Annotated in this window: 15 protein-coding genes; 4 read left to right on the top strand and 11 right to left on the bottom strand. The window is 71.8% G+C overall.

Annotated features, from left to right (window positions below; genetic code table 11):
* The first annotated feature begins 2 nt into the window (after positions 1–2).
* Together ACVWWH_RS14695 and ACVWWH_RS14690 are read left to right on the top strand one after the other, a co-directional pair.
* Entirely contained in the window at positions 3–1163 is a 1161-nt protein-coding gene (locus tag ACVWWH_RS14695) for a M23 family metallopeptidase (RefSeq protein WP_457317063.1), read from the top strand.
* 22 nt (positions 1164–1185) lie between these two features.
* A complete protein-coding gene (locus ACVWWH_RS14690; RefSeq protein WP_457317062.1) occupies positions 1186–1689 on the top strand; it encodes a glutathione peroxidase in 504 nt (167 codons plus the stop codon).
* 42 nt (positions 1690–1731) lie between these two features.
* Here the strand turns inward: ACVWWH_RS14690 and ACVWWH_RS14685 are convergent, their stop codons facing one another.
* Positions 1732–2631 (bottom strand): hypothetical protein, encoded by a 900-nt coding sequence (locus tag ACVWWH_RS14685; protein WP_457317061.1) that lies wholly within the window; start codon positions 2629–2631, stop codon positions 1732–1734.
* Positions 2632–2738: 107 nt separating this feature from the next.
* Here ACVWWH_RS14685 and ACVWWH_RS14680 point away from each other — a divergent pair, with 107 nt between their 5' ends.
* Together ACVWWH_RS14680 and ACVWWH_RS14675 are read left to right on the top strand one after the other, a co-directional pair.
* On the top strand, positions 2739–3038 hold the full coding sequence (locus ACVWWH_RS14680; RefSeq protein ID WP_066494952.1) for a type II toxin-antitoxin system VapB family antitoxin: 300 nt from the start codon (positions 2739–2741) through the stop codon (positions 3036–3038).
* Positions 3039–3045: 7 nt separating this feature from the next.
* Positions 3046–3681 (top strand): LytR C-terminal domain-containing protein, encoded by a 636-nt coding sequence (locus ACVWWH_RS14675; RefSeq protein WP_066494955.1) that lies wholly within the window; start codon positions 3046–3048, stop codon positions 3679–3681.
* A 59-nt stretch (positions 3682–3740) separates the two neighbouring features.
* On the opposite strand, the gene ACVWWH_RS14670 is transcribed toward ACVWWH_RS14675, so the two are convergent.
* The 10 genes from ACVWWH_RS14670 to ACVWWH_RS14625 all read right to left on the bottom strand — a co-directional run bounded on the left by ACVWWH_RS14670 (position 3741) and on the right by ACVWWH_RS14625 (position 13701).
* The gene (locus ACVWWH_RS14670) at positions 3741–4379 is read right to left on the bottom strand and encodes a TetR/AcrR family transcriptional regulator (RefSeq protein WP_457317060.1); all 639 of its coding nucleotides are present in this window, start codon (positions 4377–4379) and stop codon (positions 3741–3743) included.
* A 79-nt stretch (positions 4380–4458) separates the two neighbouring features.
* Complete coding sequence (locus ACVWWH_RS14665) at positions 4459–5463, bottom strand: sugar phosphate isomerase/epimerase family protein (protein ID WP_066494962.1); 1005 nt, start codon at positions 5461–5463, stop codon at positions 4459–4461.
* Between the two features lie 34 nt (positions 5464–5497).
* A complete protein-coding gene (locus tag ACVWWH_RS14660; protein ID WP_457317059.1) occupies positions 5498–6658 on the bottom strand; it encodes a Gfo/Idh/MocA family protein in 1161 nt (386 codons plus the stop codon).
* The gene (locus ACVWWH_RS14655; RefSeq protein WP_457317058.1) at positions 6655–7773 is read right to left on the bottom strand and encodes a Gfo/Idh/MocA family protein; all 1119 of its coding nucleotides are present in this window, start codon (positions 7771–7773) and stop codon (positions 6655–6657) included. The genes ACVWWH_RS14660 and ACVWWH_RS14655 overlap by 4 nt, the downstream gene beginning before the upstream one ends.
* On the bottom strand, positions 7770–8537 hold the full coding sequence (locus tag ACVWWH_RS14650) for a sugar phosphate isomerase/epimerase family protein (RefSeq protein ID WP_457317057.1): 768 nt from the start codon (positions 8535–8537) through the stop codon (positions 7770–7772). The genes ACVWWH_RS14655 and ACVWWH_RS14650 overlap by 4 nt, the downstream gene beginning before the upstream one ends.
* 53 nt (positions 8538–8590) lie before the next feature.
* On the bottom strand, positions 8591–9499 hold the full coding sequence (locus ACVWWH_RS14645) for a carbohydrate ABC transporter permease (protein WP_457317056.1): 909 nt from the start codon (positions 9497–9499) through the stop codon (positions 8591–8593).
* Positions 9496–10452 carry a carbohydrate ABC transporter permease gene (locus ACVWWH_RS14640; protein WP_457317055.1) on the bottom strand — a complete coding sequence of 319 codons (957 nt, stop codon included), beginning with the start codon at positions 10450–10452 and terminating at the stop codon, positions 9496–9498. Before ACVWWH_RS14640 ends, ACVWWH_RS14645 begins: the two co-directional genes overlap by 4 nt.
* Positions 10453–10467: 15 nt before the next feature.
* Positions 10468–11775, bottom strand: coding sequence for an ABC transporter substrate-binding protein (locus ACVWWH_RS14635; protein WP_457317054.1), 1308 nt, complete (start codon positions 11773–11775; stop codon positions 10468–10470).
* A 52-nt stretch (positions 11776–11827) separates the two neighbouring features.
* Positions 11828–12628 (bottom strand): hypothetical protein, encoded by an 801-nt coding sequence (locus ACVWWH_RS14630; protein WP_457317053.1) that lies wholly within the window; start codon positions 12626–12628, stop codon positions 11828–11830.
* A complete protein-coding gene (locus ACVWWH_RS14625) occupies positions 12625–13701 on the bottom strand; it encodes a Gfo/Idh/MocA family protein (RefSeq protein ID WP_457317052.1) in 1077 nt (358 codons plus the stop codon). Before ACVWWH_RS14625 ends, ACVWWH_RS14630 begins: the two co-directional genes overlap by 4 nt.
* Positions 13702–13777: the final 76 nt, after the last annotated feature.

Genomic DNA, 13777 nt, shown 5'->3' with positions numbered 1-13777 from the left:
CATTGACCCGCCTGCGCGCCCGGATGGGCGTCGGCATCGCGGCTGCAGCAGCCGTCCTCGTCTTCAGCGCCGCTCCGGCGCTGGCGGACGACGTCTTTCCAGGACCGATCACCGCCGACCCGAGCGCCGTCGTGCCGTTCTACAGGACGGCGGTCGGGTCGCTCGCGGCGGGCCACGTCTCGCCGGTGCTCGTCGCCCAGGCGAACCTGCAGCGGCCCGCGGAGGGGAAGCTCTACGCCCCGCTGACCACGCTCACGCCCACCTCCGGGTTCGGGTACCGGGTCAGCCCCCTCAACGGGCAGCCGGGGGAGTTCCACTGGGGCCAGGACTTCGCGGCCCCCTGCGGCACCCCCGTCTACGCGGCCGATTCGGGCGTGGTCCGCGCCGCCGGCTGGCACCCCTGGGGCGGCGGGAACCGGGTCGAGATCGACCACGGCGACGGGCTCGTCACCACCTACAACCACATGCTCGGCGCCGCCGTGAAGACCGGCGAATCGGTCGAGGTGGGCCAGGTGATCGGGCTCGTCGGCGAGACCGGGTCGGCGATTGGATGCCACCTGCACTTCGAGACCATCAAGGACGGCAAGTACGTCGACCCGATGAGCTTCACCCTGATCCCGCTCGCGCAGCATGGCACCCTCGGACCTGTCCAGGTCACCGACTACACGCCGAAGGACGGCAAGTCGACCAACGAGCGGCAGAACTGGGCCATCCCGGTCCTCACCGGGGAGCCGGCACCGGGCGAGAGCATCGCCCCCGCACCGACAGCGCCGACCCCGCCGCCGCTCAAGGACCCGACGCCGGCCGGTCCGCCGGCTGCCCCGCCGAGCACGGCCACGGTGCCGCCCGCTGGCGGTTCGCAGCCCAGCACGGCCAGCCCGGCGCCGTCGCCCGCTCCGAGCAGGACGCCCGCTCCCACGACGGGTCCGACCCCGACGCCCACCACGGCCCCGACCACGCCGGCCCCGACCACCCCGCCGCCGACGTCGAGCCCCACCTCGAGCTCGACGCCGACCCCGACGCCCACAGCCAGCACCGCGACGTCGGCGCCGGCGATGACGGCGACGGCGGTCCCCACCTGCACCGCCACGCCCACGCCGACCGCGACCCCGACGGCCACCCTGACGCCGACGCCCACCGCCACCGTGTCGGTGGCCTGCTGACGGGGGAGCCTAGACTGGGCCGGTGAGCCTGCATGAGATTGCCCTGACCCTCAACGACGGCACCGAGACCACGTTCGGCGCGTTCGCGCAGCGCGCCGTCCTCGTGGTGAACGTCGCCTCCAAGTGCGGGTACACCCGCCAGTACGACGGCCTCGAGGCCCTCTACCGCGAGTTCAAGGACCGCGGCCTCGTGGTCCTCGGGGTCCCGTGCAACCAGTTCGCCGGCCAGGAGCCCGGAACGGACGAGGAGATCGAGGAGTTCTGCCGGGTCAACTTCGGCGTCAGCTTCCCGCTCGCCGCCAAGGCCGATGTCCTGGGCAAGAACCAGCACCCGCTCTACGCGGCGCTCACCCAGTACCCGGCCGGCGACGACCTCGGGGAGAAGGTCAAGTGGAACTTCGAGAAGTTCCTCGCGAATCCCGAGGGCGAGGTCGTGGGCCGGTTCCGGTCCTCGGTCGAGCCGGACTCCGCCGAGCTCCGCGACGCGATCGAGGCGGCCCTCCCCGCCGAGGTCCCGGCCCGCTGACGCGGTGACGTCGGCGTCCCACGCGGTGACGTCGCGGGGGCGTCAGTCGGCGAGGGCCAGCGCGTCCCGCCACCGCAGCAGGAAGGCGAGGCCGGCGTCGTCGTGGATCACCTCCGGGTCGAGGCCGAGGGAGGCGGACGTGAGGATCCGGTACGGCTTCTCCGGCACGCCGTCCGCGGGGCGGACGTCGACGTGGGCCACGACGTGGTCGTTGTGGTGCAGCCAGTCCGCCATCGCGTAGTCGGTGCGCGAATCGCCCATCGTGTACCACGCCTCGGGCACGATCCCGTCGCGCCGCAGCCGCTCGCAGGCGCGCGCCGCACCGAGGTCCTTGCCGAGGCGCACGGACTCGATGTCGGTGGAGATGATCGTGGGGTCCACCCGGTAGTCCACCGAGTCGTCGCTGCCGGGGACGTGGTGGTCCAGGCGGGTGGCGCCCAGCCCGTGGCGCGCCATGAGGCCCATGGCATCGGCGTCGAAGCGCTCCTGCTCCGCCCGGTAGTCGGCGTTGGAGACGTCCACGCGCTGCTCCACCGAGACCATGGCGCGCTTCGTCTCGTCGAAGAACATGTGGCCGCTGTAGCTCGCGGCCACCAGCCCGCGGACGTCGTCGGCGAAGGCGGAGGGGACGGCCAGGCCGTGGTCCACGTGCACCGTGCCCGCGCCGCGGGCGGTGAACGAGAACCAGGTGGCGCCCTTCTCGCACACGGCGTGCACCATGAGGTCCTCGGGCATGCCTGCGGCCACCATGGGGTCCATGACCTGCTCCCGGATGAAGGCGTCCGAACGGCCCGTGTTGAAGACGATCGGGATCCCGGCCGCGCCGAGTTCGTTCAGCAGGGCGATGATCTCGGGCTTCACGGTGCGGGTCACCGGGCTCGCGATCGGGCCGTCCACGTCGAGCAGCAGGGCAAAGGGCGGTGCGGTCTCCATGCGCCCCATTCTTCCATTGGGGGCGGCCGCCGGAGCGCGATAACCGTTTGGCCACAATGCCCCCGGGACACTCCGGGGCGCTGCCGTGCCGATGCCCGCGCCCCTAGGCTGGAGCCGTGATTTTCAAAGCGGTGGGCGAGGGGCGCCCGTACCCGGACCATGGCTACAACACGCCCAAGGACTGGGCCGCCCTGCCGCCCCGCCCGGTGCGTCTGGACGAGCTCGTGACCACCAAGCGCACGCTCGACCTGGAGGCGCTGCTCGCCGAGGATTCGACGTTCTTCGGGGACCTGTTCCCGCACGTGGTGCAGTACAGAGGCGTGCTCTACCTCGAGGACGGCCTCCACCGGGCGGTCCGCACGGCGCTCCACCAGCGCACCGCGATCCACGCCCGCATCCTGGACCTCGACGCGTGAGGCCACCGTGTCCCGCCGCCCCCAGGACCTGAGCCAGTACCACGGACACCACGTGGTGAACGGCACTGAGCTGCGCACCCAGTTCGAGGAGGAGCCCGACCCGAGCGAGCGGGCCAGCCGCAAGTGGCGCAGGATCCGCCACGGCATCGCCATCACCCTTCTTGTGGGGATCGTAGTCGCCGGAGCCGGCATGGCCTGGGCGGTCCTCTCCGGGCGCCTCGCCCTCCCGCAGCCGGCGTCCCAGCCCACGGTGGCCACCTGCCCCGCCGGGAAGTACGACTACCTGCCGCCCGCCAAGGTCGCGGTCAACGTGCTCAACGCGGCCGGCAAGGACGGCCTCGCCGCCCAGATCGCCGGGGAGCTCAAGGCGCGGGCCTTCGCGGTGAAGACCGTGGGCAACGATCGCCTCGCCGTCGCCGCCCCCGCGGTGGTGCGCGGCGGCTTCGCGGGGGAGGCCGCCGCGTTCACGCTCCAGCGCAACGTGCCCGGCAGCATCTACGTCCGCGACGGCCGGGCCGACGCCAGCGTGGACCTCGTCCTCGGCCCGTCGTTCAAGGCCCTCACGGCCCCTGGACTCGTCGACCAGACGCCTGGGCCGATCGTGTGCACCCTGCCGACTGGGACTGCGGGCGCCGGCGGCTGAGCGCGGCCGGCGAGCACCGCTGTGGAGCGCTGCCGTCGAACGCTGCCGGGGGCCGCGGCTCAGCGGCGCACGGGCCTGCCCTGGGAGTCGAACCGGGCGCCCACTCCGAGCTGGATGAAGCGGACGGTGGCCTCCGTGCGGCGGTCCGCGTCGTCGTCGTGCGCCTCGTCCTCGCCCCGACCCCTGTCGGCGCTCGCCGTCAGCGAGCCGTGCACCAGCCCCACGAGCTCGTCGACGTCGGCCTCGGGCAGGTACCCCTGCGCCATCGCGTCGCGGAGGATCTGGGTGAGGAGCGCGTTGAGCTCGCCGACGTGGTCCCCGAGCTTGGCGAAGGACAACGGCGAGAGCACCGCGCGCATGGCCGGTCCGGGAGGGAGGTGCCGGCGGGACAGGTCCTCGACCTGCGCACGGATGTACACCGCGAGGCGGTCGATGGGATTCTCGAGCCCCGACAGCTTCGCCTTGAGGTCGCCGAGGAACCTGCCGGTCTCGTCGAGGGCGTACCCGATCAGCAGCTCCTCCATGTCCGCGTAGTAGTTGTACACGGCGGTGCGCCCGACGCCGGCCTGCCGGGCGACGTCGGTCATCGTCAGGCCGGGCAGCCCGCGGATGAACAGGAGCTGGCCGAACGCGTCGAGGATCCGGCGCTGCGTGAGCGCTCGCTGGGCTGCGTTCGACTCGGCCTGGATGCGGGGCATGCCATCATTTTAGGTCGATGTGTCAGTAAAACCTCAGAGGCTTACGGCCCGCCGTTCCGTGGCGGCCGCCGCCGCGTGGTCAGGTCTGGTTGCTGAAGGCGGCGTCGAAGGAGGCGGTGGCGGGGGCGAAGTCGAACTTCTTCAGGGCGGCGAGGGCCTCGGGGGCCCCGACGAGGCGGTCCATGCCGGCGTCCTCCCATTCGATGCTGATGGGCCCGTCGTAGCCGATGGCGGTCAGGGCCCGGAAGCAGTCCTCCCAAGGGACGTCGCCGCGGCCGGCGGAGACGAAGTCCCAGCCGCGGCGGGGGTCGCCCCAGGGCAGGTGGGAGGAGAGGATGCCGGCGCGGCCGTTGCCCATGCGCATCCGGGTGTCCTTGCAGTCCACGTGGTAGATCCGCTCGGCGAAGTCGGTGATGAACGCAACGGGGTCCAGGCCCTGCCACATCATGTGGGAGGGGTCCCAGTTCAGGCCGAACGCGGGCCGGTGGCCGATGGCCTCGAGGGCGCGCTGGGTGGAGACGTAGTCGTAGGCGATCTCGGAGGGGTGGACCTCGTGGGCGAACCGGACCCCGCACTCGTCGAAGACGTCCAGGATGGGGTTCCACCGGTCGGCGAAGTCCTGGTAGCCGGCGTCGATGACGGTGGCGGGCACGGGCGGGAACATGGCCACGTACTGCCAGATGCCCGAGCCGGTGAATCCGACCACGGTCTTCACGCCGAGGGCGCGGGCGAGGCGGGCGGTGTCCTTGAGGTCCTCGGCGGCCCGTCGCCGCACGCCCTCGGGGTCGCCGTCGCCCCACACCCGGGACCCGACGATTCCCTGGTGGCGGAAGTCGATCGGGTCGTCGCACACGGCCTGGCCCTTGAGGTGGTTGGAGATCGCGTAGAGCTGCAGGCCGTGGCGTTCGAGGATGCCGAGGCGTTCGTCGATGTAGGCCTGATCGTCCCAGCGGGCGGCGTCGAGGTGTTCGCCGGAGACGGCGATCTCGAGGCCGTCGTAGCCCCAGCCGGCCGCGAGCTCGGCGACCTCCTCGAGCTTGAGGTCGGCCCACTGGCCGGTGAACAGGGTGAAGGGGCGGGGCATGGTCACTCTCCTGGGCGGGTCAGAGGTGGACGGGTCAGAGGTGCACGGTGGCGGACTTGGCGGCGGCGGATTCCTCGATGGCGGCGAGGACGCGCTGGACCTGCAGGCCGTCCTCGAACGAGGGCGTGGGGGCGGCCCCGTCCCGGATGGCGGCCAGGAAGTCGCGCGCCTGGTGGGTGAAGGCGTGCTCCCAGCCGATCATGTGGCCCTGGGGCCACCAGGCGGCCATGTAGGGGTGGCCGGGCTCGGTGACCACGATCCGCCGGAAGCCGGCCTCCTCGGGCGGGGCCGTGGCGTCGAGGAACTCGAGCTCGCCGGGGCGTTCGAGGTCGAACGCGAGCGCCCCGTCCGAGCCGTACACCTCGATCCGCAGGGAGTTCTTCTTGCCGGTCGCGATCCGGGAGACCTCGATCGAGGCGATGGCCCCGGAGGCGAGGGACAGCGTGGCCCAGGCGGCGTCGTCGACCGTGACGTCCTCGGGGCCGTCCGGGCCGGGGCGGCGCCCCACGAACGTGTGCAGCCGGCCGGAGGCCTCGGTGACGGTGTCGTCCAGGAGGTACTGGACCTGGTCGATCGCGTGGGAGGCGATGTCGCCGAGCGCGCCGGACCCGGCGGTCTCCTTCCGCAGCCGCCACGTCATGGGCGCGACCGCGTCGGCGAGCCAGTCCTGCAGGTAGGAGGCGCGCACCTGGCGGACGGTGCCGAGGCGCCCGGCCGCGATGAGCTGCCTCGCATACGCCAGGGCGGGGACGCGCCGGTAGGTGAAGCCGACCATCGAGGCGATGCCGCGCCGGCGGGCCGCGGCCGCGGCCTCGGCCATCCGCTCGGCCTCGGCCAGCGTGTTGGCCAGCGGCTTCTCCACGAGGACGTGCTTGCCGGCCTCGAGCGCGGCGACGGCGATCTCGGCGTGCAGCCAGCCGGGGGCGCAGATGTCCACGATGTGCACATCGTCCCGGGCGATCACCTCCCGCCAGTCCGTCGCGGACTCGGCCCACCCGTACTTCGCGGCCGCCTCGGCGACCTCCTCGGCGTGCCGGCCCACGAGGACCTTCTGCTCGATGCCGGGGACGTCGAAGAACGCCGAGACGTTGCGCCACGCGTGCGAGTGGGCCCGGCCCATGAACGCGTACCCGATCGCCGCGACGCCGAGCGGCTGCACCGCTTCCTGCCCTGCGGGGGCGGCGCCGGGGCTCATGCTCGCACCCCGTCGAGGGTGGCATCGGTGGGGGCCCAGTCCTCGGGCAGCGGGGCGGACGACGGCGCGCTGCTCGCCACCGGGACGAACGCGCCGGAGTCGATCGATTCCGAGACCGAGACCATGGTGTCGAGCACGTGGTAGGCCAGCTGCCCGGTGGCGCGGTGGGGCTGGCCGCCACGGATCGAGCGGGCCATGTCCAGCACGCCCATGCCGCGGCCGTTGGCCGGGCCCGTGGTGGGGATCGCGGTCCAGTCCGTCTCGCCGACGCGGCAGATCTGCAGCTCGCCGTCGAAGTAGTTCGGGTCCGGCAGCGACAGCGTCGCCTCGGTCCCGGTGATCTCCACGAAGCCCATCCGGGTCCGGGGGGACTCGAAGCTGAAGATGCTGTGGGAGGACGCGCCCGATTCGAACTGGGCCAGGGCGCTCACGTGCGTGGGGACCTCCACGGTGAACTCCTCGCCCGCCTTCGGGCCCGAGCCGATCACACGGGTCGCGTGGGCCTTCGAGCCCACGGCGGCGACCCGGCGCACGCTGCCGAACGTCTGGACGAGGGCGGTGAGGTAGTACGGGCCCATGTCGAACAGCGGGCCGGCGCCGGGCTGGAACAGGAACGCGGGGTTCGGGTGCCAGGACTCCGGGCCCGGGGTCTGGAAGACAGTCTGGGCGGTGAGCGGGACGCCGATGTCGCCGCGCTCGATCACGCGCCGGGCGGTCTGCAGGCCGGCGCCGAGGAAGGTGTCCGGGGCGCACCCGAGCCGCAGCCCGGCGTCGTCCGCCTCCTTCAGCAGCCCCAGCCCGCTCTCCCGGTCGAGCGAGAACGGCTTCTCCGTCCAGACATGCTTGCCCGCCCGGACGGCGGCGGTGGCGACCTCGACGTGCGCGGCCGGGATCGTGAGGTTGACGACGATCTCCACGTCCGGGTGGTCCAGCGCGAGCTCGGGGGCGCCGTGCTCGGCGATCCCGTACTCCTCGGCCCGGGCCCTGGCCGCCTCCGGGAAGAGGTCGGCGATGACGCGCACCTCCACGTCCGGGAACGCAGTGAGGTTGTCCAGGTACTGCTTGGAGATGACGCCCGCGCCGATGACGGCGACGCCGACCGGTCCGCGGCTCACTTCGCGGCCCCCGACGTGGCCCCGGCGGACGACGGCGCGCCGGCCTCGAGGTAGCGCAGGGACGCCGCGACGCCCTCGAAGATGTCCCCGGCGTAGTCGTCGAACTCGACGACGCCGACCTCGAGGTCCTTCGCGGCGGCGATCACGCCCCAGATGTCGACCTTGCCCTGGCCCGCCGGGAGCTGGGCCTTCTTGTCGTGGTCCACGGGGCCGTCCTTGAGGTGGATCGCGACCACGCGGTCGCCCAGGCGCGCCAGGAGCGCGGCGGGGTCCGCCCCGCCGACGGCGGCCCAGTAGGTGTCGACCTCGAGGACGAGCCCGGGGTCGAGGAGGCCGGCGAAGAACTCCAGCGCCGTGGTGCCCCCGACCGTGGAGGAGATCTCCCAGTCGTGGTTGTGGTAGCCCACGCGGATGCCGTGCTCGGCGCCCTTCTTGGCGGCGGCATTGAGCCTGGCCGCCGTGTCGCGGATGGTCGCCTCGTCCTGCCAGTGCTCGGCGGGGAGGTAGGGGTCGATCACCGTGCCGACGCCCAGCCGCTTGGCCGCGGCGAAGATCTCGTCCTGGTCGGCGGACAGCAGCGGCGCGTGCGCCGTCGGAGCGGTGATGCCGTGCTCGGCGAACGCGGCGGCGAGCTCCTCGGCCCGGGCGGCGAAGTTGTAGGGCTCCACCTGGGTGTAGCCGATCTCGGCCAGCCGGGCGATCGTGCCCGGAAGGTCCGCCTCGATCGCGTCGCGGACGGAATACAGCTGCACGGAATACGTCATGGGGACAGTGTCCTCTCGGAAGTCGTGGGTGGGGAGGGCAGGGAGGGGGCGCGTCAGCGGCCGGCGAGCGAGCCGCCGATGCCGCCCACGCTGAAGTACTTGTTGAGCGCGGCGAAGACGATGATCGGCGGCAGCATCATGACCACGGCGAGGGCCATGACGCCGCCCCAGTCGGTCTGGTTCTGCTGGAAGAACGACTGCACGCCCATGGGGAGCGTGAAGATCTCGTTCGAGCGCAGGAACACGATCGCCACGAGGTAGTCGTTCCAGGCCAGGAGGAAGGCGAAGATCGCGGTCGAGAGCACGCCCGGGAGGCTGTTGCGCAGCACGATCTTCCTGAAGGAGCCGAAGACCGAGCACCCGTCGATCCACGAGGCCTCCTCGAGGCTGGCCGGGATCGAGTCGAAGTAGGCGGCCATCATCCACGTCGCCACCGTCATGGTCGAGGCGACGTAGACGATCGTGAGGCCCAGGAGGTTGTCCACGAGGCCCATCGTCGCGAAGAGGATGAAGAGCGGGACCACCGAGGTGATGATCGGCAGCGACTGCATGACGAACAGCAGCAGGGAGTACCCGGCCACGGCCCGGCTGCGTCCCCGGGAGAGCACGTACCCGGCCGGCGCGGCGACCGCGACGGAGACGAGGACGGTGGAGAGGGTCACGACCAGGCTGTTCTTGAGCCAGGTGGAGGCCAGGGTCTCCTCGAACACGTTCGTGAAGTTCTCGAACGTGATCCCGGTGGAGCTGCTCGTCGACGAAGGACTGAACGCGAGGACCAGCACGACGAGGATCGGGATGAGGACCACGGCGGTGATCGCGAGGATGAGCGCGAAGCGCCACCAGCGTCCCCGCAGCTCGGCCTCCGAGACGGTGCGGCGCTTCCGGGAGGGGCGGGCGCCGGTCCCGTCGGAGTCCACTCCGCCTGCTGCGGGGCCCGTGTGCGTGTGCAGGACCGTGCTCATTCGACGCTCGACTTTCGGATCTGGCGGTAGAGGAGGGCTGAGACCACCACGAGGGTCATGGTCATGAGGAAGGCGATGGCCACGCCGGTCCCGGTCTGGAAGTCCTGGAACACCGTGCGGTAGGCGAGCACCACGAGGGAGGTCGTCGCATCGACCGGTCCGCCGCCTGTGAGGAGGTAGATCGTGGGGAAGTCGTTGACGCAGAAGATCGTCATGAGGATCCACGAGATGTAGGTGGACCGCGCGATGAGGGGCAGCGTGATGCCGGTGAACTGCTGCCAGCGCGTGGCCCCGTCCATGCTGGCCGCCTCGTAGACGGTGTTGTCCACGGAGGCCAGCGCGGAGCTCGTCATCATCATCATGAACGGGAAGCTGACCCAGACCTTGAACAGGCACACCATGATGGCGGCGAGCGTCGGGTCGGCCAGGAAGTAGGGCGCGCCGAGCCCGAGCGTCCGGAAGATCGTGGGGACCGGGCTCGTGGGGGTCGCCACGAGCCAGTTCCAGGCTGTCGAGGAGACGACGATCGGCACGACCCAGGGCAGCAGGAGCAGGACCTTGAACGTCCCGCCCGCGGGGATGCGGGTGCGCAGGAGCAGGGCTAGCCCCATGCCCACGAGCCACGAGCCGAACACGCCGACCAGGGTGAAGACGAGGGTGAACTCGGTGGCCTTCCAGAACTTCGGCGAGTTCAGCACGGCCGCGAAGTTGTCGAGCCCCACGAACTGCCCGGTCTCGATGAGGGAGCCGTTGTGCGTGGCCTGGATCGCGGCGTACACGAGGGGGTAGCCGTGGATGAGGACGAGCAGGATGACCGAGGGCAGCAGGAGCCAGAAGAAGGTCCTCTTCGCCTGGCTGCTGAGCCTGCTCCTGCGCTGGGGTTCGGCCGCGCGACCGGGGCCGCCCGGGCCCAGGCCCCTGCGGGCCCGGGCGATGCCGGCTGTCGTTGTCATGGTGGGTACCCCGGGTCAGGACTTGATGACCGACTGCAGGCTGCTCTGGAACGTCTGCAGCGCCGTCTTGGCGTCCGTCTGGCCGCTGAGCACCGTCTGCGTGAACTGGTTCAGCGCCTGGCCGCCGTCCAGCGCGGCGAGGTTGGCGTTGAGGGCGGAGCCCTGGGCCGCGAACGTCTTGGCGATGGGCTGCCAGTCCTTGACGATCTTGACGTTGTTGGGATCGTTGGCAAACTCCGGGATCTGGGTGATCGACTTGAAGACCGGCAGCGAGTTCATGAGCTTCTGCTGCCAGAGGTCCTTGAGCTGGCCGAGGTAGTTGACGAGGAAGGCCTCCGAGGATGCCTGGGACGGGGTGTTCTTGTACATCATGATGTTGTTCGGGAACACGATCGTCGCCTTGTCGCCATGCGGCCCGGCGATGGGATCGGCCACCATGATGTCGCCCGAGGTGTCGCCCACGCGCTGCGGAACGCCGACCTGGAAGAGCCCGAACCCGGCCTTCTTGTCCTTCCACTGCGCGGACATGTTGTCCGTCGTGTAGCCCAGGCAGGCGGGGTCGATGATGCCATTGGAGCGCAGTTCGAGGAGGAACTCGACGGCCTCGACGTTGCGGTCGTTCATGAGGTCGAGCTGGCCGTCCTTGGACCAGACGCCGCCGCCGTTGTTGACCATCATCATGATCATCGAGTGGTTGCCGTAGTTGTTGCCGGCTCCGGCGCCGGTCATGAACCCGAAGGCCCCGATCTTCTTGAGGGCCTTGCCCGCCTCGAGCAGCGTGGCCCAGTCCTTCGGCAGCCCCACGCCCGCCTGGTCGAAGAGCGACTTGCGGTACCAGAAGACGCGCATGTCCAGCTGCCACGGGACGGCGACATACCCGTTGGCGGACTTGAAGGGGTCGAGGACGCCGGGCAGGAGGTCGTCGTACATCCCGTTCTTCTTCATCGCGTCGACCACGCCGTCGGCGTGGGCGATCTGGCCCTGCTGGTCGAACTGGAAGGCCTGGAAGCCGCCGCCGGTCGAGACGGCGGGGCCGGTCTTGGACGCGATCGCCGAGGAGAAGGTCTGGTAGAAGTTGTTCCACTGGATGATCTGGTAGCTCGCCTTGAGGTTGCCGGACGCCGGCTTGTAGCCCTCGACGAGCTTCTTGGCCGCCTCGTTGTAGGCGGGGGTGCCCCACGGCATGTCCCAGAACTTGATCTCCCCGTTGCCGCCGCCGGAGGCGGACCCGCCGCCGCACGCCGCGAGCGCGGGTACGGCCGCGGCCGCGGCGGCGAGGCCGAGGAAGCCCCTGCGGGAGAACGTGGTGCTGGATGCGGTCATGATGAGCCCTTCGTCGTTGAGGTACTGGAACGGGTTGTTGTCGAAGCGGATTTCAGGTGTGGGTTCCGCCGTCCGCGCGGGGCGGGACGAGCGGGGCCGTGCGATGGAACTCGGCGACGTCCCCGGAGGCTGGGCCCCCGGCGGCAATCGCGATGGCGCGCCGCCAGCTCGCGCGGCGGGACGTCTCCCAGCGGGTCGGCAGGAGCCGCTCGCCGTCCGGGCCGACGATCCTGACCTCCGCGGGCGCGGCCGTGGCGGCGGACGGCACGTGGGCCGTGAGACCGCCGTCCTCGGTCAGGAGGCGCAGTGTCAGGGCGGCGGGGCCGGCGGCGCTGACCACGAGGGCGAGCGCGAGCGGCGCACCGCTCGCGAGGTGCCCTGCGCAGTGCTGGCCCGCGGGGCCGGAGACGAGCGTCTCGACGGGGCCGAACGCGCCGAAGACCCGTCCGCAGGCCGTGAGCGCGTCGAGGAGCGCCGCGTCCACGAGGCCCGCGTCCGGCACGGTCACCCGGCACTCGGCCAGCACGGCCCGCCCGCGCAGCGCCGCGGCAGCCCCGGCGGCGGCGAGCACCCCCGGATTCGAGGCGAAGCCCCAGGCCACCACGATGCGGCCGGCAGCGTCGTCGGGGAGGTGCCCGCCGTCGTCGTGCGCCATGGGCGGACCGACGACGGCGGCGAGGGCACCGGCGGCGAGGGCCTCGCCGGCGCGCCGCTCCCACCCCGCGGATCCGTCCACCGCGGCGATCTGCGGCGCCCCGCCCGTGGGGGCGAGGGAGAGCGGCAGGGACGCGGCGATCTCCGCGAGGCCGTGCCCGGAGGCGGTGGCGACCGTGAAGCGGGGGTGCGTGCTCATGCGGCGGCCTCCAGGACGTGGGCGCGCGCGCCGTCGACGATCGCGAGGGCGAAGCGGAGGTCGTCGATGAGGTCGGAGGCCGCCGGGGCGCGCTCCGTTCCCGCCACGATCCCGGCGATCCGCCGCCATTCGCCCTCGTAGCCGTTGTGGTCGAACGGGCCGGCGACCGCTGTGCGCCCTCCGGCCGTGAGCGCGGCGACCGCGGAGCCGGCCTGGACATAGGAGGGTGTGAACGTGACCTTCAGCGCGGAGTCGGGGCCGATGGCCTCGAAGGTCCAGTCCGGCTTCCAGGCCGCGGGCGCGGCGGACGACATCCGGGCGGTGAGCTCGACCGTGCGGCCCCCGGCGCGCACGAGGACCACGTAGCCGAAGGGCCGCACCGCCTCGGCGCGCAGGACCTCGAGGTCGGAGAAGTCCGGCACGAAGCGGCGCACGAGGGGCAGGTCGTGGATCGCGAGGCCCAGGATGCCGCCCTCGAGCATGGCGGCCACCACCGCGGGGTCCTCGAGGTCCTGCTCGGCAGGCGCCGGGCGGGCGATCACCTCGGTCGCGAAGTCCTCGAACCGCGCGTTCGGCGGCAGCACGATCGAGGACCGCAGGGTGTGCGCGTCCAGGAGCAGGCTGCCCGCGGCCTCCTCGGCCGCCAGCCACCCCGGATCGAACGTGTGCATCGCGCCGACGAGGATCGGGACACCGGTCTGGGCGGAGACGGCGGCGATCTCGGCGGCCTCCTCGGCCGAGACGGCGAACGGCTTCTCGCACAGGACGGCCTTCTTGCCTGCACGGCAGGCCGCGATGACCTGGGCGGCGTGGAACTGGTGCGGGCTGCAGATCGCGACCACGTCCACCGCCGGGTCGTCGAGGAGCGCCTCCATCGACGCCGAGGGGATGGCCCCCACGCGGGCGGCCACGGCCGAGGCCACGGCGGCGTCCACGTCCATGACATGGGCTACGTGGAAGGTCCCGCCCAGCCGGGCGAGGCTCGGGAGGTGGATGGCCTGGGTGACCGGGCCCGCTCCGAGGAAGCCGACGCCGATCGTGCCGGCTTCGGCGTCCGCTGCGGGCTGTGGCATCCGGGGCTCCTGAGGGTCGGGGCGGCCTCTGTGACCTGCCTCACTCGGAGCCTAGGAGCACTTATGACGGACGTCA

This window comes from Sinomonas sp. RB5, from assembly GCF_054063535.1.
The sequence above is the reverse complement of the archived record's forward strand: the minus strand, read 5'-3'. Positions and strand labels throughout refer to the sequence as shown.

Excerpts from the sequence above, each read along its gene's own strand:
- ACVWWH_RS14685 (WP_457317061.1), bottom strand. The coding sequence starts at position 2,631 with ATGGGGCGCATGGAGACCGCACCGCCCTTTGCCCTGCTGCTCGACGTG.
- ACVWWH_RS14625 (WP_457317052.1), bottom strand. The coding sequence starts at position 13,701 with ATGCCACAGCCCGCAGCGGACGCCGAAGCCGGCACGATCGGCGTCGGC.
- ACVWWH_RS14645 (WP_457317056.1), bottom strand. The coding sequence starts at position 9,499 with ATGAGCACGGTCCTGCACACGCACACGGGCCCCGCAGCAGGCGGAGTG.
- ACVWWH_RS14665 (WP_066494962.1), bottom strand. The coding sequence starts at position 5,463 with ATGCCCCGCCCCTTCACCCTGTTCACCGGCCAGTGGGCCGACCTCAAG.
- ACVWWH_RS14660 (WP_457317059.1), bottom strand. The coding sequence starts at position 6,658 with ATGAGCCCCGGCGCCGCCCCCGCAGGGCAGGAAGCGGTGCAGCCGCTC.
- ACVWWH_RS14670 (WP_457317060.1), bottom strand. The coding sequence starts at position 4,379 with ATGCCCCGCATCCAGGCCGAGTCGAACGCAGCCCAGCGAGCGCTCACG.
- ACVWWH_RS14650 (WP_457317057.1), bottom strand. The coding sequence starts at position 8,537 with ATGACGTATTCCGTGCAGCTGTATTCCGTCCGCGACGCGATCGAGGCG.
- ACVWWH_RS14630 (WP_457317053.1), bottom strand. The coding sequence starts at position 12,628 with ATGAGCACGCACCCCCGCTTCACGGTCGCCACCGCCTCCGGGCACGGC.
- ACVWWH_RS14640 (WP_457317055.1), bottom strand. The coding sequence starts at position 10,452 with ATGACAACGACAGCCGGCATCGCCCGGGCCCGCAGGGGCCTGGGCCCG.
- ACVWWH_RS14635 (WP_457317054.1), bottom strand. The coding sequence starts at position 11,775 with ATGACCGCATCCAGCACCACGTTCTCCCGCAGGGGCTTCCTCGGCCTC.